This is a genomic window from Metabacillus halosaccharovorans (genome assembly GCF_002019635.1).
GTDB lineage: Bacteria > Bacillota > Bacilli > Bacillales > Bacillaceae > Metabacillus > Metabacillus halosaccharovorans.
The window spans coordinates 344,730-368,114 of sequence record NZ_KV917372.1 but is presented as its reverse complement, the minus strand read 5'-3'; the positions used below and the strand labels follow the sequence as shown (position 1 = coordinate 368,114).

Sequence of the window (23,385 nt, the reverse complement as noted above, 5' to 3'; positions counted from 1 at the left end):
CAGACTGTTTATTTGATCCTTAGGAACCTTACATAAAAAACTTTGAGTAGACCAATTTAATAGTCTTATATTTTCACTGTGTTGCTTTTTTATAAATTCCACTAAAGTATAGTATAATAAATTAGTTAAATAAATAGAGATTGGAAAAAATTTACACTCACTAATCATTAAGATAGGAATGATGATGATGACGAAATTATCTTATAGTGGTTTAAAATATGGAGAAAGTGAAGTAGAAATAAAATTATTGGTGGATATTCAAAATGATTGGATTGAGATAACACATACGAAGGAAGTGTCTCAAGTAATGAATAAAACAACAGGTGAATATATTATAGTAAAGCGAAACACCTTGAAATTTGAGGTTGTTTCATAATATGAAACAACTATGAATCACATAAACTGTTGAAAAATGTAGCAGATACTTTCGGTTACATTTTTTCTCATTATCTTCTTCAAATTAATCCATATCACTAAAATATTCTTGATCCTTCTCACCACTTTTCACTCAAATTAGCTAGATAGATCTATTTTCATGATCGAGTCCTTCTATGAGGAAACTTTTGGACGGATCTACTGCTTTCTTTGAAAACTACTTGCAACAAACGAACCGTCCCTGTGTTTCTCATATTTCCCGGTGTTTCTATGCTAAGGCTTTTTGAACCATTTTATTTGCATGAATGGCTGTCGTGTCAAATAAAGGAATGCATGTATCGTTTTGCTGAATCAATAAAGGGATTTCCGTACATCCCAAGATGATACCCTCTGCCCCAGATTCTACTAGCTTGTTGATGATAGTCAAATAAGCTTCTTTCGAAGTTTCGTTAATGATCCCTTTACATAACTCTCCAAAAATGACATCATGAACAGTTTGTCTGTCTTCCTCTTCAGGAATGATGACATCTATATCATTTGTGATTAATCGTTCTTTATAAAACGATTGTTCCATTGTAAACCGTGTCCCCAATAATCCAACCTTTGAAATCTTTTTCGCTTTAATTTCCTCTACAACACAATCAACAATATGAATAAGTGGCACTTCAATTGCTTCCTGTACTTCATTTGCCATCAGGTGCATTGTATTGGTACAAATGGCAATCAAGTCTGCCCCGCAATTTTCTAAGATCTTGGCTACTTCTATCATCCTCTTCGTAGCTATATTCCATTCCCCTTCTCTTTGCAGCTTGGCAATTTCTTCGAAGTCGAAGGAATAAAGTAAGCATTTAGCTGAATGAATACCACCTAATTGCTGCTGAATAGAACGATTAATAGATTCATAATAAACACTTGTGGACTCCCAACTTAAGCCACCGATTAATCCGATTGTTTTCATAAAACGTTCGCCTCCTAGTAAGATACTATCAACTTATCATGTTATACTGGTACTATAAAGAGCCAAAAACGATAAAACTTTATAGTGCCAGATTGAAAACAAAGTGGAGGGATAGTCATGTGGTTTCAAGTGGATCGAACTATTAGCAAAACGTTAACACAACAGGTGTATGAACAACTGCGACAACATATCCTAAATGGAGATTTAAAGACGAATGAGAAATTGCCATCTACAAGAGAACTAGCCAATTTACTAGGAGTATCCAGAAATATTTGTTTAGATGTTTACGACCAATTGGCTGCAGAAGGCTATTTAATCGTACGTCCTAAATCGGGAAGCTTTGTTGCTCCAGGTTCACTCTTTCAAAAAAATAAAGTCAATCAACAAATCAATAATAAGGAGCAGTTTTCGGAGGCCCCACAGGATATGATTGATTTCAAAGCAGCAACTCCAGCGATGGATCATTTCCCCCGTAAAATATGGGGACGCCTTGCAAAGGATGTATGTGAAGGCTCACCAGAAACAATTTTCGGTTATCAATCTGCTGAAGGCATACTATCATTACGAGAAGAGATTTCTCGTTATATCTTTAGAACGAGAGGTGTCCGCAGTGAGCCTCATCAAGTGATAATTACCTCGGGAGCAACGCAAGCCCTGTTTTTACTCACTGAGCTGCTCATTCAAAATAACAAACTCGTTGCGGTGGAAGATCCCGTGACAGATGAAATGCGAACAATTTTCTCATACGCCGGTGCCAGTCTTTGCCCTATTCCTGTAGATGACAAAGGCATCAATCCAGAAGGTTTATCTCAAGAAAATCCACCGGCATTCATTTTTATCCTTCCCTCACACCAGTTTCCAATGGGAGTTACCTTAACCATTCAAAGACGTATTCAGTTAATTCATTATGCCCGACAGCATAACTGCTATATTGTGGAGGATGATTATGATAGTGAATTTACCTATGAAGGTACTCCTGTTCATTCGGTTCAGGGACTTGATCCGGAGAAGGTGATCTATGTTGGTACCTTTAGTAAAATACTTTCACCAGGCTTACGAATAGGATATGTTGTTTTACCACAAGACCTCATTGAACCTTTTAAAAAAATGAAATGGTATACCGACCGTCATCACTCTTCCCTAGAGCAGTTGATTCTTACTAGATTTATGAGTGAAGGTCATTTTGATCGACATATTCGTAAGATGAAACGAATTTATAAACAAAGACGCGAGGCCCTGGTAAATAGTTTAAAAAGCCAATTTCCTGACTGTGTCATTTTAGGACATGCAGCAGGAATGCATTTAGTGGTGGAAATACCTCAAGTTGACTATCATCAGTCATTAATGAATTGGATTCAAAAATATAGAGTCAAAATATATTCTGTAGACCAATATTCACTCGTTAATAATATTCACAGCAATAAAATTGTGCTCGGTTACGGAAGTCTATCAATAGAAAAAATAGAAGAAGGCGTCAAGAGACTTAAAGAAGCGATTGATAGTTATATGGAATATACAACAAAAAAGAGAATCAACAAGTGAACGATAATATCCTACTGTTCACTTTACTATTCAGAAAGAATCATACAATGGATTGAAGAAAATTATATGGAACCTTTTGACTTGGGACAATTCCACATCAGTATAGGCTTTCTCATCAGAATTAGGTCTTATGAGCTTTAAAGACTAGCTTAGGTTTCTTAATATAAAAGAACCTTAAAGGTTTTTGGCCATTCAAGGTTCTTTATAATAAACGCTATTAGTTTCATTCCTATGACAATACAAGTAGAACGAACACAATTAAAATGAAACTACAATAAGTATATGTTTTTCCCCATTCCTAAATTTGAATACTAGTAACAAATACGCTTTCCATCCCAATTAAGAGGTGCTTTTTGTCCTTCAGATTTATAGGCAAAGGAAATATTTCAATATAAATTGTCCTTTTCGTAAAAACAAGTCATATTCTTGACAATATTATTTACGGTGGTTATTGTTGAAAAAATTCCGGGTAATTAGTCCTATTCTAAAAGTAAATACACTTTTTGAGAAAGAGCTCATAGTGAAACTGTGAACTTTCTCCAAAAAGGCATTATCATACTTCTATGTGTTGACAAGAATAGCAAGTCAATTCAACACTTTGTATCACCTTAACAAAAAATGACCTTGTTATTATTTCAAGGCCATAATGTAAAGGATTGAATATATAAAGTTACTATATTTTTTGTACACAAAAATTTTCTCTAATTAAGAAAATCCTGAACTACCTTTTTCTAAACAGTATTCTTAATAGCTGACTTGAATGAGCACGTGTATGAAATATTGGATTGTTTTCAACTTTTAATAAGACCTTGTCGTTCAAGTACTGCCAAGCATTCATATAGGAATACACCGCTTAACTGGATGCTTAAATCAATGCCTTCAGTTAAGTCAGGCTGTTCACTCCACAGATGATTGAAAATAGTTTTATCTGAGTTTGTACCTTGCTCCCAAAGTGTTTCCGCATTTCTCTCAAAATAAGTGCGGATTGCTTCTGTTTTTTCTGGTGCTGCTTTCATTAACTCGGTAAAATAGCGAACCATAATACCTTTAAACAATCCACCGTCACCGTTACCTTCACTTTTCAACACGTTATTAGTTTGGTCGTGTAGTTTTTCGATTGCAAAATGAGCTGTCTTAAGCGCTTTTTCTAAGTATTGGTCGTCATTTGTAATCCGATACAGTTCAACTGCTCCACCTACATACACTCCTTGGCAATACGTGAATTCCCAGTCGGTATCGATTTGTCCATCACCAAGACGATTAATCCCGTCCATGACAAAGCCAGTTTCTTTATCGATTAGATTATCATCCAGCCAAGTAAAGATGTTTTTAGCGAATTCAAGATCTTCTTCATTTCCAAACTCTTTATATAATCGAGCAGCCAAAATGATTGCAGGGCCATTGGCTGGTGTGTTTTTATAACCAAGCTGCTCTTTATGCCAGGCGATCCCGCCACCCATTTGATCATTACAGCCTGTCTTAATATCATTCCATAGAATTTGTACATCTTTTATATAAGCATCGTTTTTCGTAACTTGATAGGCTCGAAGTAATGCAAGTGCTAACCATTCCATATCATCGTATAAAAGATTTGTCGGCTGTCCACCGTTCCGGAACAAAAGCCCGTTATATTCTTTTTCAATATATGCTGTAAGCTCCTCATCATTAGTCCGACTATAAGCGTCTATTAAGCTATCAATCGCATGTGCATACCACCAATAATGAAACGTCAAATTACATCGGTTATCCGGATTAGGGAAATGATTGTTAAACATATTTAAATGATGATTCCAGTAATTTTGGAGCAAGCTGTTAAACGCGTCCTGAGCTCGAGTTACCCATTTCGTAGTTTTATTGGCTGTGTTCATTGTGTCCTCTCCATTCTATAAGAAGGTGGTTATTTATCCTGCAAATTTGACTATATTTGACTATGCTTCTACTAGGATCTATATTATGTCGGGTACCACATCAATATTCATCGTAAGTATGTCTGCTTCATTTTCTCCAACCCATACCGGGCGACTTCCAAAACAGATTGGTTGTGGTAGTTTTCGATAAACAGTTCCAATGACAAATAACCGTTGTAATTCATCTTCTCTAAGTAATTCGCTACCTCTGCAGTCGGTGCAATCCCATCACCTGGGAACACACGATCTTTGTCGGTAATTGATTTCCGCGTCGGGTGTGCTGGATAATCGTTCACATGGAAAATTCCGATGTGTTCAGATTTAAGATAAGCAAGACCACTAAAATGGCTTCCGCCCGTATACATATGAAATGGATCGAGCAATAGCTTTACGTCCGGGAGACCACTTTCAAGTGCGATAATCATCGCCTCACTTAGCGTGCTTAATTTGGGAGCTTTACCCCAGAATTCGAGGTAGACGTCAATTCCAATTCGGTCTGCAAGCTCTGTTAATTCACTGAAATGCTCAGCGATCTTTTGTAAAGGTAAGGTTGCCATGTCTCCGCTTGGAGGTGCAGCAACAGCTTTACATCCAATTTCTTTTAATAGTGTCATTTCGCGCTCTGCTTCTTTGAGCCCCTGCTGTCTCGTCCCTTCATCTGTATCCGACCATTTGAAAAAAGTAATCGCATTGACCACTTCAATGCCGCTCGCTTCAATGCAGTTTATTAACTCCTTTATTGAACCTTCTTTCTCAAGATACTCCTGGATATCCTTTACCCATAACTCAATGCCATCGTATCCTGCATGTGCTGCTACCTTGATTTGATCGATTACATTCAGGTCAAATGGAAAAAGTGTCGAGGTATTTAAAGAAAATTTAACGTCACGCATTTAATACACCCTTTTGTAAGAACTTATGGTTAATGAAATAGGATAATTCAGTATTGTTACTCAACATCAACCGTCCGCCCTTCACGACTACTCACAAGCGCCAGTTCAATTAACTTAATCGCCATCTTCGCCTCCTCAGGTTTTACGATCAGCTCGGCACGGCCAGTAATTGCATCATAAATATTTTGATAGTACGCTTGGTAAGCACCGGCAACTGTCTCAACGGTACCTACAACATGAAGATTATTCACCACTGTATTCAGAGTGCCCCACATTTCTTGTGATTCCTTGCCCCAGCCGTTTTCAGCAGGTGAGCGTCCTGCTATTAACGCTTGTTCCTGGGGGTCATTTCCGAACTTCACAAACGAACCCTTTGTTCCATGCACGACATAACGTGGACCAGGCTCTCTGGCCAGAACTGTGGATTTTATGGTAACGCTCAAGTCATGCCGATATCCTAGTGTTACATCAAAGTAATCATCCGCTTTTGTATTTGGCCTCAAGGACCGGACTTCTGCACGGATTTTGTCTGGTTTTCCAAATAGACAGAGTACTTGATCAAAAAAGTGCACTCCAAGATCATAGAGCACCCCAGAGCCTATTGCATTGCTGTCACGCCATTTATCAGGATTTGCATCCGGGATATACCGGTCCCAGCGAAAAACGGCTTCTTTTACATCACCCAACATTCCGCCATCTAACAGTCGTCTCAACGTCATAAAATCTCCATCCCAACGGCGGTTGTGGAAGACGCTTAAAACTTTTCCTTGCTCCTTTGCCAATTGTGTTAACTCGTCTGCTTCAGCCGAGGTTGTTGTAAACGGCTTTTCCACCACAACATGTTTCCCTGCAAGCAATGCGTCACGTACAAATTTCACGTGATCAGTGCTTGGCGTTGCCACGACAACCAAATCAATCGCATCATCCTGGTAGAGGTCGTCGACATGACTGACGACCTCTACCTCAGGAAAACGCTCGTTTGCGGTCGTGCTGTTGCGCTGGACGATTTTTGTTAACTGTAAATTTGGTAAGCTTGTAATGACCGGTGCATGAAACGTCTTTGATGCAAATCCGTAACCGATTATGCCAACTCGAAGTTTTTCGTCCATCGATTCACCCCTTGTAAAGTTAGAATCTATTATTTAACGTATCTGCGCAAATGCTGTGCAGCTTTCACGATCCCTTGTTGCTCGGCTTCAAGTGTGCCCCAATAGCGGTGATCTTCTAATTCAATACTGATCGGTCCATTGTAGCCCAGCTCTTGTAAACGGATAGCAACTTTCCCCCAGTCAACTTCCCCGTGGCCTGGGATTGTGTATCGCCAAGAGCCTTCTGAGAATAAGTATTTTTCTGTGAAAGTAGACTGCAGCACACCACATTCATACAGATCATCTGTTAACATTTCAGTGTCCTTGCCGTGGCAGTGATTCACTCGTTCCCCGAACTCAGATAACACGCGGATATAGTCAATGCCTAAACGGACCAAATGTGATGGATCATACGTCATTCCAAAGTGCTTCGATGGGATCGTGTTGAACATTGCCCTTAATGTTTCCGGCGTACAGCCTAGTGTTGGATAATATGGTGCCGGCCCTGGCCAGCCTTCGATGGCAATGTATAACCCATTTTGTTCAGCATGTTGAATAACTTCAGGAAACGTTTCTTTCCAAATCCCGAATGAATCTTTTCGCGGCAGTGTGTGATCCTCAGGAACAAGACACATGAACAGTACTCGGCCGCCTAATGCCGCGATGTCTGTCATCTGTTTTTTTACACTGTCAATTGCATCTGAACGGCGTTTTTCATCTAAACTGAAAAGCTGACCAACCTGTGCAACATCAACGGTTCCAATCCCGACGCCTGCCTTCTCACAGGCAGCTATTACTTCCGGTGTAAGCCGGGAGACATCAAGGGTGTCCAATTCGACTTCCGCTGCCCAGCTTGCAACTTTTTCAATTCCTTCACTACCGATTTTTGGCGGAATCCGCATTCCTATATTAAAATTCATGTAGTCAATTCCTCCTTTAGTAAGGCTTGTAGCCAACTGATTCATAAACCATTTCCGAAAACTTAACAACCTTTAAGGCAAATTCTCCCGGCACCTGTACATCACCATCTCCACGGATCGCATCTATGAAGCTTTTGTCTTGGTTCGTTGTTGCCTTAGGTAAATCCGGAACGATTGGTTCTTCTCCTGTTAAATGAAGGGTAATTTTATCGTTGTCATAAAAAATGGCTCCCTTTTCACCGCAGAATACGTATGTTTCATGCCAAGCCGGTGAGTAACCGACAAGGTTCAAACCGGCAACCGCACCTTCTTTAAACCGAATTGATGTGAATGTATCGATTTCTACCGGTGCACCCTGTTGAGAAAGCTGTGCCGTTACTTCAACTGGTGTTAATCCTGTCGTCCAAAGCAAAACATCAATTATATGGCTGCCGGAGTCCATTAAAAATCCTCCTCCAGATAATTTTGGATCCTTGCGCCATGAATACGTGTCATTCGAACCGTTCCACCATTGTTGGTACAATGAGGCTGTAACAGATGTAACCTTTCCGATTTTTCCGGCAGCGATTGTATCGTGAATATAAATAAATTCCGGCTGAAAATGGCGTTGGTATGACACTTGCATGATCATTCCTGTTCGCTTGGCCGTTTCAATTAATTGCTCAGCCTCATGTGATGAACAAGTCATCGGTTTTTCGATCAACACGTGTAAGCCCTTCTCCAAAACCGCTGTTGCTTGTTCAAAGTGCAAAGTATGTGGTGAACAGATTACAACTCCATCCAATTCTGCTTGGTCGAGCATGTCGCGGTACTCTGTAAATTGCTGGACATTTTCTATTCCCGCTTTTTCAATAAATCTCTCCCTTGCGTCAGGACTCACATCGGTTATCGCTGTAATTTTCACATTTTCAAGTTCCAGAAGTTGCCCTGCATGCACTTGAGCCATTCCACCTGTTCCGATAAATCCAATTCGAATCGTTTTCAACCGTCCCACTCCTTTTCCTACCTGTTGATAAATTAACTAATTTCTTCAATTCGTCACTTGTTATTTCTATATTCTGTCTACTAACTGTTGAAGTTCTTCATAAGCTGCATCGGTGACATGACCCTGTTGCTTCTCTTTTTGTAAATGCTTTTCAAAGTCTTCAAGATGTTTAAGTGCCTGCTTAAAGTGCCCTTTGCCAAGATGGTGCTCTACTTGTTTGATACGATTGCTAAGTTTTTTCGCAACGGATTTCTCCAATATACCATCTTCTGCATAAGTATTTACTTCAATTGCTAACACATCACATAAACTGTCAAACATAATTGGCTCGAGCTCTGCTGCATGCTCCATCAGCATAACGCCGCTTAATTGCTGACTAAGCTCAACAGGGGTATTAATTGCACCTTCCCATGATGATCCAAACAAAATTACCGGCTCTTCCTTTGTTTGATTCCAAACACTCTTGGCATTTTTAATGATCCATTCAGCCAGATCGACTTGAGATTCGTCTGCTTTTACTAGCTCTGTTACGTAACGTACAAGAATTCCTTTAAATAATCCACCATCACCAGTGCCACCTTCATAGATGATTCCGTTGTGATTGGAGAATCGTTCTTTTGTCGTTTCAGCTGTCTTAACGGCAGCATCAAGATACTGTTGTTCACCTGTTAACTTAAAAAGCTCAACCGATGCCCCGATATAGACACCTTGGTTATACGTGAATTCCCAGCCTTTATCGATATTTCCATCACCTGTCCGGTTAATGCCATCCCACACTAAGCCGTTTTCAGGATCCACTAATGTTTCCTGGTGCCAGTTATAGATTTTCTTTGCCCATTTTAAATCTTCTTCTTTTCCATACTGCTCAAATAGCCGTACGGCAAGAATAACTGCTGGTGCATTTGATGGTGTATTTTTGTAATCAAGTTGGAATTTGTTCCACGCGATTCCTCCGCCAAATTCCTCACTCCAGCCAGTTTTAATGTCTTCCCATAGTGTAAACACCGCTTGTTCATGCTCCGGATTATCTGTGTAGCTGTGCAAACGTTGAAGAGCAAGTGCCATCCACAACATATCATCATAAAAATCGTTACGGATATCACCGCCGTTTCGTGTTTTAACACCTTCATATAAAGCTTGAGCTTTGTCGAGATACGCTTTATCACCAGATCGTTCATAGCCGTCAATTAGCGTGTCAATTCCATGTGCCTGCCACCAGTAATGGAATCGATCATTCGTTTCGCTATCAGGGTATTGATTATTGAACATGTTTCTATCATTGTTCCAAAAGTTTTCAGTGAGCGAAAATTGAGCGTGCTCAGCTTCTTCTTTTAATCCCCATGCTACTATCTCTGTTTCACTTGGTTCTTTTACAGTCAGACTGTCATAGTTAAGCCAGTTCGTACTGCCTCTCGCAGAATCAAAGCCAAGAGTTATCGTATTTTTTCCAGCACTCAGTGCGATGTCGTTAACATTCGCGGTCTGCCAATTACCCCAGCTTCCTGTTCCAGAAAAACGTACTTGATCAACAATCTCTTCCCCATTCACTTCAAGATATCGGGTAGCAGAGCCGGCACCACCAGCATATTTAAATACCAGCGTATAGCTGCCATCACTAGGTACGTTCACTTCGACATCTACTTTTTGGCCATCTCTGTTCCAGCCGGCAACATAGCCTTCACCGAAATAACCTGCTTCCGAGTTTTCTGTTCCGACGTTATATAACGTTCCTTGTGCTGCATCATACTCCTCACTCCATGAGCTTGCAGCTTCAACCTGTTCTGAATTAAAAAGAGTTGTTACGAGTAATGAGAAAATCATCAATAGTACTGCCGGCAAAACGGTCATTCCACGCCATTTAGTAATCATAATGTCACTCCTTTGTATAAATAAAATATGAAACGCTTTCATTCTCTGGATATTGGAAACTATTAGACTTCTGATACCTGGTTACTGGTAGCTGCTTTTTCTGACTCGCCATACTTCCTAAACACCGGCAATAATACGACCATCACAAAATAAGCAGAAACGCTGACCATAAAGAACAAAAACAAGATTGGAAATGCAATCAAAATGCTAGAATAAAAGATTACTCCAAAATTGAGTGCAAAAAGAGAAACTAGCACAAATGATACAACTGGGTGTCCTAATGCCATCACACTTGAAAGTCTTAGATGATTCAAAAATGATGCATGAAAATACGTAAATACAGGCAACAGATATAGGGATATCATGAAAACCAGTACCGTCACCACAAAAATTGGTATGGTAAGTAGTACTGAGGAATGAACAGATTGGATCGCAAGTGATATCAAGGCTATATTTATAATCATGATCAAATAGCCGTAGGCATTAGCCTTGATAAAATTTTCCACATAGTAATTCAGGAAAGAAGCTCCTATTTCCTTTTGATTCCCTGTTTTTACATCACGTGTCACCATTAACAAAGCGACTGTTGCTGGAAATAAGCCCAAGAAACCAAATCCGCATAATGTGAACAAAATCCATAATAAATTCAATCCAGCTGCCTTTGCGATCCATACCATCCATTTATACATTGTTTTCACCCTCTACCTAATTAGCTTTTAATCCCAGAGAAGTTTGCACCGTCAATAAAGTATTTTTGTAAGTACATGAAGAGTGCAACGATAGGCAAAATGATGATAATCGTCGCTGCCATCATCGGTCCGTATGCTGTTTGTTTATCAAAAGTAAATGCTTGAAGCCCTATCTGTACTGTGTATAATGATCTGTCATTTAAGACGATTAACGGCCACAAGAAACTGTTCCAGCCTGCTTGGAATGTGAAAATTCCAAGTGTTGCTAACGCCGGCTTTGTAAGTGGCAAGTAAAGATTCCAATAAATCCGAAACTCACTGCAACCATCAATCCGCGCTGATTCCATATATTCATCCGGTAAGGTTAAGAAAAACTGGCGCATAAAGAATACTGCGAACGAACCGGCCGCACCTGGAAGAATAACCGCCCAAAAGTTGTTCAACAATCCATGCCCACCTTGGCCTAAAATGTCATTTCCACCCATTAGCGGCATATTGTTTAGAACGATATATTGCGGGATCATGACAACTACACCTGGAATCATCATCGCTGCCAATAAGACTGCAAAAATAACTTTTCTTCCTTTAAATTTGAGTTTCGCAAATGCGTAACCACTCATTGAACCAAATAAAAGATTAAAGAAAACTCCCATTACAGCAAGATAAAGCGAGTTAAACAAGTAACGTCCAAACGGTACTGATTCGAATGCTTCGATATATTGTTCAAAGGTGATCGTCGAAGGAAGCCACTGCAGAGGAATTCGAAATATTTCAGTATCTGGTTTTATGGATGTTAATAAGCTCCAAATAAATGGCATAACCATTATGACTGCAATTGCCGAACTTACGATATAGAAGATCAGCTTTTTTAGATTTTCACTTCTTTTCATCTCAGGTCCTCCCTTCTATTGATCCTTACTTTGATTAATCTTAAAGTTAATTGCCGTGAAAATTAAAATGGTTATCGTCAGAACAAGCGCTTGTGCTGATGCATAACCCATTTGCAGCTGTTCAAATCCCGTTGTATAAATGTGGTACACGATCGTTTTCGTCGAGTTCGCAGGTCCACCTTGTGTTAACACGTACGCCTGATCAAAAATTTGTAATGCACCGATAATTGTCATCGTACTTACTAACAATGTTGTTGGGCGAAGCATTGGAAATGTAATATAAATGAGCTGTTTAAAGGCTGAAGCACCATCAATCTTTGCGGCTTCATAGAGCTGCGTCGGAATCCCTTTAATACCAGCCATGTAAATAATCATGTTTCCACCGACTCCTAACCAAAGCGTAACCGCAATAACCGAAGTCATCGCCGGTCCCGATTCGGACAGCCAAGAAGGTCCAGCAATCCCGACATAACTAAGCATTTGATTGATCAACCCATATTCTGAGTTCAACATCCATAACCAAACGATCGATGCCGCTACTGCAGATGTAACTGTCGGCATGTAAAAAGCGAGTCGGAAAAACGTGACACCACGAAATGGCTGTGTGACTAAAACAGCTAAAAGCAATGAAATAATGATCATAAGCGGCACAAAAAACAGTGTTAACACCCCGACATTTCGGAATGTCTGCCAAAGAATGGCATCATCGATTAGTCGTTTAAAATTATCAAAGCCTACCCATTCCATCGAGCTAATAATGTCATAATTAGTAAAACTTAAGAAAATAGCCATCCCTATAGGAATCACCATAAATACGATAAACAGAATGAGTGTAGGTGCAATTAAGAAATACGCTGCCCGTGATTGATATCGGTTAAATGAACTTTTTTTAGGAACAGAATCAAGAGAGAGTGCACTCTCTTGAATTCTGTTAATCTTATTCAACTTCATTTTCCTTAAGCATCCTATCTCCCTCTTTTTGGGCTTTTTCTAAAGTCTCCTCTGCTGATTGCTCCTTCAACACGAATTTTTCCAGGTTTGGAATTAATGCGTCAACCTCTGCAACAGAATAACCCGGGTGACGAGGACGAATTTTAGCAAATTCTAATGAATCTATGAATGGCTTCCAGAATGGATCATCTTGGAAGAACGGATCCTCAAGCGCGATTTTGTTACCAGGAATGTTCAAGCTTGTTTTACCCCACTCAAGCGCATTTTCCGGTTCTGCTAACCACCATTTAATGAACTCCCATGCGGCTTCTTTCTTTTCAGAAGCTTCCGGTACAGCTAAACCAAAGCCGCCCATAACCGCACCTTTGTCACCATTTGGACCTGCCGGCGGTGGAACCACCCCGTAATTTAACTGATCACTGTATTGCTCATACGTACGTAAATCCCATGGCCCAGTAAAGTGCATCGATGATTTTCCAGTTACAAACGGATGCTGAGCACCTTCAAGTCCTTTGTCAAATCCAGTCTTATACACTTCATCTTCAAACAGCAATTGATTCCAATATTCAAGTACTTTTAAACCTGCTTCACTATTGTAGGCTGTTGCAGTTAAATCTTCTGTCAACATCTGGCCACCAGCCTGTTGAAGCCACATATTGAATAATCCTAGATCATTTAAGGAAAAACCAACTCGTTCAAAGTCTTTTCCATTTTTAACAGTTAGCTTTTTCGCTGCTTCACGAAGCTCTTCCCATGTGGTCGGAGGCTCAATGCCAGCTTCTTCAAAATGGTCTTTATTATAGAATAAGGCACGTGTATCAACTGTTAACGGAAGACCATATAAGTTGTCATCATAGCTTAATTCTTTTAATGCTTCTTTGTAGAAATCACCTTCGGATACACCGTCAGCTTCCATATATTCATTTATTGGATGCAGTACTCCTTTTGGAGCATAAAGCGATGTTCTCCAACGATCCCAAAGCAAAACGTCAGGAACTTGACCAGATGTAATACCTGTCATGAATTTTGTTATTAAATCTTCTTGAATGACGTATTCGACTTCAATACGGTCTTGAGATTCGTTAAACTTTTCAACCATATGGTTAAACTGATCTTCCCCATCACCTGTCCAGTCACCCCAGAAGGTCAGTTTCACTTTTTCATCACCTGAACCACTGTCATTATTGCTAGAATCTTCACTGCTGCAACCTACTAATGCCAAACTTAGCAGTACTCCCAGCAACAGCATCCAACCAAATCGAAATTTTCTCATCCCAGCCACCTCTTTATCATTTATTTACTTTTTAGAAGCGCTTTCAACGACACTCATGATAAACTCACAAAACATTGCGTTAGCCCATGAAAACCATTTACGAGTGAATTGTGTCGGATCGTCAACATGGAAACCCTCGTGCATATATCCAGTATCAGCATCCGTTGTTTCAAAGAGTCTTAGTAACTCCTCTTTTTCTTCTGAAGAATTTGTCGTAAGTCCTTGGATTGCGAGTGCAATATGCCACACATATTGATCAGGCGTATGTGGACTTCCGATTCCTTTGGCTGCCTTACCTTCAAAATAGTAAGGATTATCTTCACTTAAGATAAATGCTCTTGTATTTTGATAGATTTCATCTTCAATACTGCAAAACCCCAGGTATGGCAAAGCTAGTAAACTCGGAACATTGGCATCATCCATTAAATTGTAATGACCAAATCCGTCGGTCTCGTATGCATACATTTTTCCATACTTTGGATGCTTTACAATGCCATATTCATTAATTCCAGATTGAATTTGTTTCTTTAACTCTGTTACACTACTAATAAGGTTACTAGTTTTATAGAAACTAGTTAAAATTTCTTCCATGTAATTGAGCACAACGACAGCAAACATGTTGGAAGGAATTAGATAGCCATACATACACGCATCATCACTCGGTCTAAACCCTGACCACGTCATACCCGTGTAACAGACCGGTTCTCCCAAACCATCCCGAGTGAGCGTGTCTGATGGCGGACAATTTTTTCGTTGAAATCGATATGGTGATTGTTCTTCATGGTGTTGTTCTACTTTCCAGACCTCAATAATCTTCTTCACAGCCTTCAAAAAGTCGGCGTCAAAGTGCCGAGTAATTCCAGTTCTCTTCCAGAATAAATAAGATAATTGAATAGGATAACAAAGTGAATCAATTTCATATTTTCTTTCCCAAATCCAATCAGACATATCAGTTAGATCATTTTGATGTCCTGCTCCGTCAGCCTCTTTATTGAAGGCATTTGCGTACGGATCAATATTGACATAATCAATTTGGCGTTTAATCACCCCCTCAATGATCGTTGAGATTGTTTCATCACGGTCAGCAAGTGCAAGATATGGTTTTACTTGTGCAGCCGAATCTCGCAACCACATGGCCGGTATATCTCCTGTAATAATAAAGGTAGATTGATCTTCAAGGCGCTTTACCGTTGTTTGAATCGTATTTTTAAAGCAATTCTGAAACACCTTCGCAAGCTTTGGACGATCTGCCAGACGGCACGTTATATCATCCATCATGTTAATCATTGTTGCAGGTAATGTATTTGTTTCCATCTATGTATTTCACCTCCTTTTAGTGAAGCGCTTACAATTAGTATAATTGTTATATAAATAGTATGTCAATAAGTAATTTAATATTACATTTAATTATATCATTTAAAATTTTAATTTAAGAGATAGATAATGGTATATTGAGTTTTAGTCTTTTTTACAAACAAAAAAGTGCCCCCAATCTTATGAAGACACCATTCACCCATATTATTTTTTAATTGTAACTGGAGCGGTTGAGTTACCAATTACTAGATTAGCATCTAGCAACACCCGCTTTGGTACAACGGCTTGATCCTCTTTATTTCGTAGTTTCAAAAGAATGTCAAATACTTTTTGCCCCATTTTTTCCTGATCTTGTGCCAGGTAAGTTAATTGAAATTCACCTATATGTGTTGGCGGACTGTCAAAACACATTATCGAAACATCTTCAGGTACACGGATCCCCAGCTCTTTAACCGCTTCATTCGCCATTAAAGCAATGTAATATTCCGCCGCAAATAAAGCTGTTATTGTCGGGTGGTCTATTAGGTGTTTCTTTATTTTATCTATATCATGCCTAATGTTAGGTGGCCTAAAAGAATTAGGAAGTGTTGACGTAATGTTATTTATCCATAAATCTCGGTCAACGATGACTCCCTTTTCTGCATGAGCCTGTACAAATCCTTCAATACGGTCTTCTAAAGCAGTTGTATCATTTGGTGGTGGCGTCAGCAGGCCAATATGTCTGTGACCTAACTCCAACAGGTATTCTGTTCCTTTTCTGGCCGCACCAACGTTATCCGTGCTTACCGATGCAGTGGAAATTCCCTTTAAATGACGGTCAACCAGAACTAACGGAAATTTATTCAAGACGAGTTTTAAGATCTCTTCACTAAAATATTCTGCTTGAGCAGGAAAGACAATGAGTCCATCAACACCGAGCTCAACCAATTCCCGAATCGCTTTTTCTTCAATATCTGATATTCCAAAGGAGCGGCGCAGTATGAGGAAGCAAGAATGTTCGGTTGTACACTTTTCAATGGATGAAATAAGCGCTGTCCCGTAACTATCATCGAAATCTGTTATAACTAGACCGATCATTAGTGGTGTACGCTTTTCTTCATTTGAAGGAGATTCGACTAATTCAGGTCCCTTCTCTTCGTCGTTAGAATTTTGCTTTACAAATGAGCCTCTACCCGGCTGCCTAACGATCAAGCCTTCTCCAGCTAACATTTCCAATGCCTTTTTTGTTGTAATTCTACTGACATCATATTGTTCTGACAATTCCTTTTCGGAAGGAACGCGGTCACCCTCTTTATACACGCCTGACATAATATCTTTTTTTATGTTTTCATATAAAACCTCATATAAAGGCTTTGTCAAAGCAAACACCAACTTTCGAAAAAAATAGATCTATACATAATGTTATATCATGATATATCATATGTGTAAAGGTTTTCATTAAGAGTACCTTTATTAGAAATTGAACTGTCCAACTTTATTATGGCGTACATACAGATCTAACTACCCATCTTTCTTATATTAAAAAGCGAAACCTTTGGTCTATTTATTCGTACTATTCGTATGATAGTAATGAATAATACGGATTAGAGGTGGATAATGAAAGCAATCGTGTATACAAAATACGGTGCCCCCGACGTTCTTCAACTGACAGAAGTAGAAAAACCGGTTCCTAAAGAAAACGAAATTTTAGTGAAAGTTAAAGCAACAACCGTAACAATCGCAGATATTCGAGCACGGAGTTTTACAGTTCCACCCGCTTTTTGGCTGCCTGCACGATTAACACTTGGTTTTAGAGGACCAAAAAAAGAGATATTAGGGATGGAGTTAGCTGGTAAAATTGAGTCTGTTGGTAAAGCTGTCAAAAAGTTTAAGACAGGTGACCAGGTTTTTGCAGCCTCTCTCTCTGGGTTTGGTGCCTATGCCGAATATATTTGTTTACCGGAGGATGGTCCTGTGTCTATAAAACCGTCCAATATAAATTTTGCAGAAGCTGCTGCCATTCCAATTGGAGCACGGACTGCTTTGTATTTTCTTAGAAAAGCCAATATTCAAAACGGGCAAAAGGTTCTAGTGTATGGTGCGTCAGGAAGTGTAGGAAGTTATGCGGTTCAGATTGCCAAGTATTTCGGTGCCAATGTTACAGGGGTATGCAGTACGACAAACTTGGAATTGGTAAAATCCTTAGGAGCCGACAAGGTCATTGATTATACAGCAGAGGACTTTTCCAGGTCAGACGAGACTTATGATGTGGTCTTTGAAGCAGTAAACAAAAGTTCTTTTTCAGCTTGTATGAAGGTGTTAAAGAAAGACGGTACATATATAAATATCACTGAACCGCTGCCAAGTGTTAACATGCTATGGACTAATTTGAAAAGCCGCAAGAAGTTATTATTTAGTCGTAATGCACCTGAAACATCAGAAGCAATGGACTTCCTTAAAGAACTTGTTGAGATGGGAAAATTAAAAGTCGTCATCGATAGGCACTATGAGTTTGATGAGATCGTTGAAGCTCATCGATATGTGGAGAAAGGGCATAAGCGAGGAAATGTTGTGATAAAAGTGGAAGAAAGTAACGAATCCTAATAAAAGAAGTCCTTAATGGGTTCTCTTAGGTAAATAAATTAGTAGTTTCATAATATTGTGAATCAAACATTTGGCTCCTCCTGCTCTCCCTCATAATAAATTAAGACGAATGGTGAACAGATGAAAGAGCTCCTGGGATACTTTTCTATAAGCTTGATTGTCAATCCGTAGGCTCATTCCTAAACAAAAAAGGTACGAGATTATTCCTCATACCTTTTTCAAGTTGATATTCAACACTTACACGAATTCGATATACCCTTCTGTCCCATTCACCCGAATTCGTTGCCCATCTTTAATCAGCTTAGTAGCATTATCCACTCCAACAACTGCCGGTAAGCCATATTCACGTGCGATAACGGCTCCATGTGTCATCAGTCCGCCCACTTCGGTGACCAGGCCTTTTATGGAAACAAACAATGGTGTCCAGCTTGGGTCAGTGAATGCTGTAACTAAGATATCTCCATCTTCTAGATCAGCATCTTCCATATTTAAAATGACACGAGCACGTCCCTCTATAACACCTGAAGAAACTGCTAGACCTGCAATAGCTTCAGCTGGAAGATTTTCTCGGTTGTACTCACCTGTCATGATTTCACCATCAGACGTGATAACGCGTGGTGGAGTTAGTTTTTCATATAATTTGTAATCATTTTTTCGTTGGGTGATGATTCCATAATCTAGATATTTTGTGCGAACGACTTCTCCGAGCTCTTCAAAAGTAAGGTAATAGATATCTTCTTTTTTATGAAAAACTCCCTCTTGTTGGAGCTTTTCGGCTTCCTTCAGTAGAGCCTGTTTATAAACAAAGTAACGATTTACCATGCCGTATTTAGGGTATTCTCTGTATCCGCTAAAATTTCTGATTATGTCAATCTTTTGTTTTGTTTCTTGGGATTTCTGTTCACCATCCGGTAATTGCTTCAAGCGATCTAATAATTCCTGTTCTTTTTCCAACGCAACATGCAGACCTTGCTCAAATTTACGTTTGCTTTCATTAGGCATAAAGTTTTTGATATTATTTAGAATCATAGGCACAAGTGTAGTTGGTTTTTCAATCCAACGAGTTTTCGTTATATCGATTTCTCCTGCACATCTCATACCGTATTTATTAAGATAATTTCTTATTGCAATTTGAGTTTCCTGTCCACCTTCAAATTTACTTAATTCATCCAAGAAGTTATCATCTTTTACATGTTGTAAATACTCAATGACGTCTGGATAAGGACGAATCACATCAGCGACATCCAATAAATCCAGACCCATTTCCGAAGTAATATTGTTTGAAACAGATTGAGAAAGTAAATCTGCTACATTCTTTTCACCTAGCCACTCCAGCATTTTTTCATTGATCCATGATGAAGCATCCATAGCAGCCATAATAACAGCCGAGCTTTGTGGATCAAATAAAATCTTCTTTAATTCCTGGATATCTTCCAAAATAAAATCAAATAATTCTGTTCCTGATTTCGTTTCGATGTTATGTTTTAACTCTTCTATCGATGTTTGATTTTTCTTTATTAAATCAGAAACGATTTTTGGATCGTTTTCGATTTGTGATTGAGGACCTGCTTTATTGGTATCACTAGGACCTGGTATATTTATTGGATTTGGTGAAGTTTTTATAAAATCTTCTCGCCCAAGGACCTTAATGAGTGCATCTTTTATAAGAGGATCGGATTTTCCCAAAGCCTCTATCACCATTTTTCCTCTGACAGGTGAAGCTAAATTATTCGTCACATCAACAAACAATCTTCCACCAGCTGTACGCATAGGTGCGGGAGTTGTTAACAGGTAAAAAGACAATCCCAATGGTTTCATGGGGTCAGTCATCATTTGTTGATGACCAACAGATACATAGACGCGATTTTCTTGTGTCTCCGCTTCGGGAATCGGGTATAAAGTTGTGATCGGACGGCTCTGGACAATATAAAAAATATCATCAACCAAACACCATTCAACATCTTGAGGGCTACCAAAATATGCTTCGATCTGCCTGCCGATGTGTGCTAGTTCTAAAATTTGTTGATCAGAAAGTGTTTGGGCTTTTTGCTGATTATGAGCGATTAGTTGTGTCTCTGTTCCGCCTTCTTTTCGTCCATACATAGCCAGTTTCTTGGTTGCTATCATTTTATCAACGATTTGATCTTCCTGTACCTTATAACAATCTGCAGATACCAAGCCTGAGACCAGTGCTTCCCCCAATCCAAAACTTGCATCAATAGAAAGTAATTTTCGATTGGAAGTAATCGGGTCAGCGGTAAATAAAATTCCTGAAGCCTGTGGAAAGACCATTTTTTGAATGATGACTGATAAAAAAACTTCACTGTGGTCAAACCTATTTTGCATCCGGTAGATGACCGCGCGCTCCGTAAATAAGGAAGCCCAACATTTGCTGATATGTTGCAGGATGGCGTCTATTCCGATGATATTTAAATAGGTGTCTTGTTGACCGGCAAAAGAGGCATGTGGTAAATCTTCAGCGGTCGCACTAGAACGCACTGCATATGCGTGTTCCTCGCCGAACTTGGAGAGATAATGAGTAACTTCTTTCACAACATCTGAAGGAATTCCTACTTCCATTATGAGTTGTCGCATCTTACTGCTAATTTCACGAATTTGATCTCGATCTTCAACTTTTAGCGTTGCTAATTGATCCAATAAAGCATGGTACTTTTTGTTTTCATTGATGGCTTTTTGAAAACCTAATGTTGTAACACAAAATCCTTCGGGAACTTGTATTCCTTGGATTTTTGATAATACCCCTAAATTTAACCCTTTACCGCCTACGAGCATAAGCTGTAATTTTTCGACGTCTTGAAAATCGAGTACCAAAGAACTCATTCCACATCTCCCCTAACGATTAATGTTCAATTGATTTTAGCAGTAGTAGATGGGAATAAAAAGTCTATTTCCGCATGTTTTTACGTGATATAATTGAGTTAGGAAGAGGTTGAAGAAAGAAGTTTTTTAGTGTGAGTGTTTAAGGTCTAGGGATTCTTTCTTCTGAAATATTTGGGTATATAAAGGAAACCTAAGAAAACATGAAGAATTAAACCAACATCATGAATTGAAATTATGTAAAATAAAAACACTCACAAACGTTGATTAACAACATTAGTGAATGTTTTTATTTTAAATATTTCCAAAACGATCAACAAAATCGTCCCCATATTACTAAAATATTTCCTCTAAATCAATCTTGAATCCAACTAGGAACTTCGAAGTAATGATCCCATTCCTTGTTTTCATATCATGTTGATCATACATACTTTCGTCATTAAGAGCATAGACAGTGATTGAATGTAGCATCGGATTGACAATCCAGTATTCTTTAACACCATAATTCATATAAAGATTTAGTTTAGTAATTAAATCATGCGATTGATTAGATGGGCTAAGGATTTCAACAATAAGATTTGGAACTCCAATATACCGTGATTCAGTAAAACCTCTTTTTTCACAAATTACGCTTAGATCTGGTATAACAATTTTCGTTCCTTCTATGTTTTCATTTTTTAATTCAATATCAAACGGAGCATGAAAAACTTCACAATGCTTACCTGCAAGAAAATTGCCAAGTTTAATATGGAGTTTGCTAGAAATTCTTTGATGTTTTGTTGAGGGTGATGGTGACATATAGATGAAACCGTCAATGTACTCTAAAAGATGTTCGGACTTCTCTCGAATTTTATAATAGTCATCAATGGACATTGACTCATTTATGTACAAATTCATTCCAACCATCTCCTAAACTTATTCATTTTATTATTTTATCATATATCATAAAGTGAAGAAATCAATATTAACCTTACATCTTTACGCTTGAAATCAATCATCCCCACTTCAACATAACCAACCTAATTATTTTATCTAAAAAATGAGTGGGTCTATGTTAAAAAGGATCTAATCATTTCACGTCGCATCATCCCTCACTTCCTTGTCTTTGTGTATAATAAAGACTAGTGAGTTAGTATCGTTTAAAATTCTTCTTTGATCGAAATGTCACACTTTATTACATACAACCTATTTATCCATTTGATTGGATCATTTTATATTTGTAAATGAAACGAAACTATAAATGACAGATTTCTATATCAACAGGTCATAAATTCTTAATTAACAACAGATAAATAGTACCATTTATTTCAAACAAAAAAAGCATGGATTCCCCATACCTTTAGAACTTTGTGACACCCTTCACAAGAAGCGCTGCTACTATATATGATTTTGAAATCCCTTACAGCAATTCATTCCTCCAAGCTAAAACCTTCTCATCACGATACAGGTCTGCTTTATCCTGAGAGTTAAACAAGTTCATTTTGTATTTCACTACTTCTTTCGCTGCATCGATGCATTCTGGATAGATCGCGTTTGGGTCCCAGAGTTCGGTTGCTGCTAAAATTTCACGGCATTTTTTATAGAAGGCGTATTTATAGTCTGATGAGATGTTTACCTTTTGAATCCCAATTCTCACAGCTTCGGCAATTTCTTCATCCGGATTCGCTGAGCCTCCGTGAAGGACAAGTGGAATATCTACCTCCTGTTTAATCGCCTGCAGAATATCCATGCGGAGTTTTGGTTCCATATCTTTTGGATAGATGCCATGACATGTGCCGATCGCAACAGCCAATGTGTCCACACCTGTGCTTTCTACAAATTCCTTTGCATCTTCAGGTCTTGTGTAAATAACCTCTGACACGCCTCCTTCAACTGATGTTCCAGTGTTTCCAATTGTTCCTAGCTCACCTTCAACTGACACACCTAATGGATGGCTAATTTCGACGATTTCCTTTGTTAGTTTAATATTATCTTCTAATGGTAATAGTGAGCCGTCAATCATCACTGAGCTGAAGCCGACCCGTATTGCCCTCATAATATCAGCTACATTTCCTCCGTGATCCAAATGAAGAACAAAAGGTACATGACTGTTTTTAATTCTGTTTAACACATAACTGAAGAAGTCATCCTTCGTAAACTCTAATTCTGTTGGATGTACTGCGATAATGGCTGGCGAATTATTTTTCTCTGCTTCCTCTACTACAACTCTTAGAAAATTACTATCTGCTACATTGAAAGCACCTACTGCAAATGTATGTTCCTTTGCCACCTCTAATAATTGCTTCATATTTATTAACATTTTCTTATCTC

Annotated in this window: 19 protein-coding genes; 3 read left to right on the top strand and 16 right to left on the bottom strand. The window is 38.8% G+C overall.

Translation table 11 applies throughout. The annotated features are described in order from the left end of the window. The first annotated feature begins 187 nt into the window (after nucleotides 1-187). Nucleotides 188-376 (top strand): hypothetical protein, encoded by a 189-nt coding sequence (locus tag BK577_RS16045; protein WP_078433885.1) that lies wholly within the window; start codon nucleotides 188-190, stop codon nucleotides 374-376. A gap of 267 nt (nucleotides 377-643) precedes the next feature. On the opposite strand, the gene BK577_RS16040 is transcribed toward BK577_RS16045, so the two are convergent. After that, complete coding sequence (locus BK577_RS16040) at nucleotides 644-1,333, bottom strand: aspartate/glutamate racemase family protein (RefSeq protein ID WP_078433884.1); 690 nt, start codon at nucleotides 1,331-1,333, stop codon at nucleotides 644-646. Nucleotides 1,334-1,450: 117 nt separating this feature from the next. Between BK577_RS16040 and pdxR the strand changes: the two genes are divergently transcribed. After that, the gene (gene pdxR, locus BK577_RS16035) at nucleotides 1,451-2,875 is read left to right on the top strand and encodes a MocR-like pyridoxine biosynthesis transcription factor PdxR (protein ID WP_078433883.1); all 1,425 of its coding nucleotides are present in this window, start codon (nucleotides 1,451-1,453) and stop codon (nucleotides 2,873-2,875) included. A gap of 791 nt (nucleotides 2,876-3,666) precedes the next feature. Here the strand turns inward: pdxR and BK577_RS16030 are convergent. The 12 genes from BK577_RS16030 to BK577_RS15975 form a co-directional block, all read right to left on the bottom strand. Then, entirely contained in the window at nucleotides 3,667-4,743 is a 1,077-nt protein-coding gene (locus BK577_RS16030; protein ID WP_078433882.1) for a glycoside hydrolase family 76 protein, read from the bottom strand. A 107-nt stretch (nucleotides 4,744-4,850) separates the two neighbouring features. Further along, nucleotides 4,851-5,675 (bottom strand): sugar phosphate isomerase/epimerase family protein, encoded by an 825-nt coding sequence (locus tag BK577_RS16025; protein WP_078433881.1) that lies wholly within the window; start codon nucleotides 5,673-5,675, stop codon nucleotides 4,851-4,853. A gap of 56 nt (nucleotides 5,676-5,731) precedes the next feature. Further along, a complete protein-coding gene (locus BK577_RS16020) occupies nucleotides 5,732-6,784 on the bottom strand; it encodes an oxidoreductase (protein WP_078433880.1) in 1,053 nt (350 codons plus the stop codon). 29 nt (nucleotides 6,785-6,813) lie between these two features. After that, a complete protein-coding gene (locus BK577_RS16015) occupies nucleotides 6,814-7,683 on the bottom strand; it encodes a sugar phosphate isomerase/epimerase family protein (RefSeq protein ID WP_078433879.1) in 870 nt (289 codons plus the stop codon). A 16-nt stretch (nucleotides 7,684-7,699) separates the two neighbouring features. Then, nucleotides 7,700-8,668: a Gfo/Idh/MocA family protein gene (locus BK577_RS16010; RefSeq protein WP_139367366.1), complete on the bottom strand. Its 969-nt coding sequence runs from the start codon at nucleotides 8,666-8,668 to the stop codon at nucleotides 7,700-7,702. Between the two features lie 66 nt (nucleotides 8,669-8,734). Continuing rightward, nucleotides 8,735-10,537 carry a glycoside hydrolase family 76 protein gene (locus tag BK577_RS16005; protein WP_169908323.1) on the bottom strand — a complete coding sequence of 601 codons (1,803 nt, stop codon included), beginning with the start codon at nucleotides 10,535-10,537 and terminating at the stop codon, nucleotides 8,735-8,737. Between the two features lie 62 nt (nucleotides 10,538-10,599). Further along, complete coding sequence (locus tag BK577_RS16000; protein WP_078433877.1) at nucleotides 10,600-11,226, bottom strand: YesL family protein; 627 nt, start codon at nucleotides 11,224-11,226, stop codon at nucleotides 10,600-10,602. 20 nt (nucleotides 11,227-11,246) lie between these two features. Then, nucleotides 11,247-12,116 (bottom strand): carbohydrate ABC transporter permease, encoded by an 870-nt coding sequence (locus BK577_RS15995; RefSeq protein WP_078433876.1) that lies wholly within the window; start codon nucleotides 12,114-12,116, stop codon nucleotides 11,247-11,249. Between the two features lie 15 nt (nucleotides 12,117-12,131). Then, on the bottom strand, nucleotides 12,132-13,067 hold the full coding sequence (locus tag BK577_RS15990; RefSeq protein WP_078433875.1) for a carbohydrate ABC transporter permease: 936 nt from the start codon (nucleotides 13,065-13,067) through the stop codon (nucleotides 12,132-12,134). Then, nucleotides 13,054-14,340 carry an ABC transporter substrate-binding protein gene (locus tag BK577_RS15985; RefSeq protein ID WP_078433874.1) on the bottom strand — a complete coding sequence of 429 codons (1,287 nt, stop codon included), beginning with the start codon at nucleotides 14,338-14,340 and terminating at the stop codon, nucleotides 13,054-13,056. The genes BK577_RS15990 and BK577_RS15985 overlap by 14 nt, the downstream gene beginning before the upstream one ends. A 24-nt stretch (nucleotides 14,341-14,364) precedes the next feature. Next, the gene (locus BK577_RS15980; protein ID WP_078433873.1) at nucleotides 14,365-15,654 is read right to left on the bottom strand and encodes a glycoside hydrolase family 125 protein; all 1,290 of its coding nucleotides are present in this window, start codon (nucleotides 15,652-15,654) and stop codon (nucleotides 14,365-14,367) included. A 204-nt stretch (nucleotides 15,655-15,858) separates the two neighbouring features. Then, nucleotides 15,859-17,022 carry a GntR family transcriptional regulator gene (locus BK577_RS15975; protein ID WP_139367365.1) on the bottom strand — a complete coding sequence of 388 codons (1,164 nt, stop codon included), beginning with the start codon at nucleotides 17,020-17,022 and terminating at the stop codon, nucleotides 15,859-15,861. 228 nt (nucleotides 17,023-17,250) lie between these two features. Here BK577_RS15975 and BK577_RS15970 point away from each other — a divergent pair, with 228 nt between their 5' ends. After that, the gene (locus tag BK577_RS15970) at nucleotides 17,251-18,237 is read left to right on the top strand and encodes an NAD(P)-dependent alcohol dehydrogenase (RefSeq protein WP_078433872.1); all 987 of its coding nucleotides are present in this window, start codon (nucleotides 17,251-17,253) and stop codon (nucleotides 18,235-18,237) included. Between the two features lie 237 nt (nucleotides 18,238-18,474). Here BK577_RS15970 and ppsA read toward each other — a convergent pair whose 3' ends face one another. From ppsA to BK577_RS15955, 3 genes are all read right to left on the bottom strand, one after another. Next, nucleotides 18,475-21,078 (bottom strand): phosphoenolpyruvate synthase, encoded by a 2,604-nt coding sequence (ppsA, locus tag BK577_RS15965; RefSeq protein ID WP_078433871.1) that lies wholly within the window; start codon nucleotides 21,076-21,078, stop codon nucleotides 18,475-18,477. 333 nt (nucleotides 21,079-21,411) lie between these two features. Beyond that, complete coding sequence (locus BK577_RS15960; protein ID WP_078433870.1) at nucleotides 21,412-21,972, bottom strand: Uma2 family endonuclease; 561 nt, start codon at nucleotides 21,970-21,972, stop codon at nucleotides 21,412-21,414. Nucleotides 21,973-22,474: 502 nt separating this feature from the next. Next, the gene (locus BK577_RS15955; RefSeq protein WP_078433869.1) at nucleotides 22,475-23,374 is read right to left on the bottom strand and encodes a ketose-bisphosphate aldolase; all 900 of its coding nucleotides are present in this window, start codon (nucleotides 23,372-23,374) and stop codon (nucleotides 22,475-22,477) included. Nucleotides 23,375-23,385 lie beyond the last annotated feature (11 nt).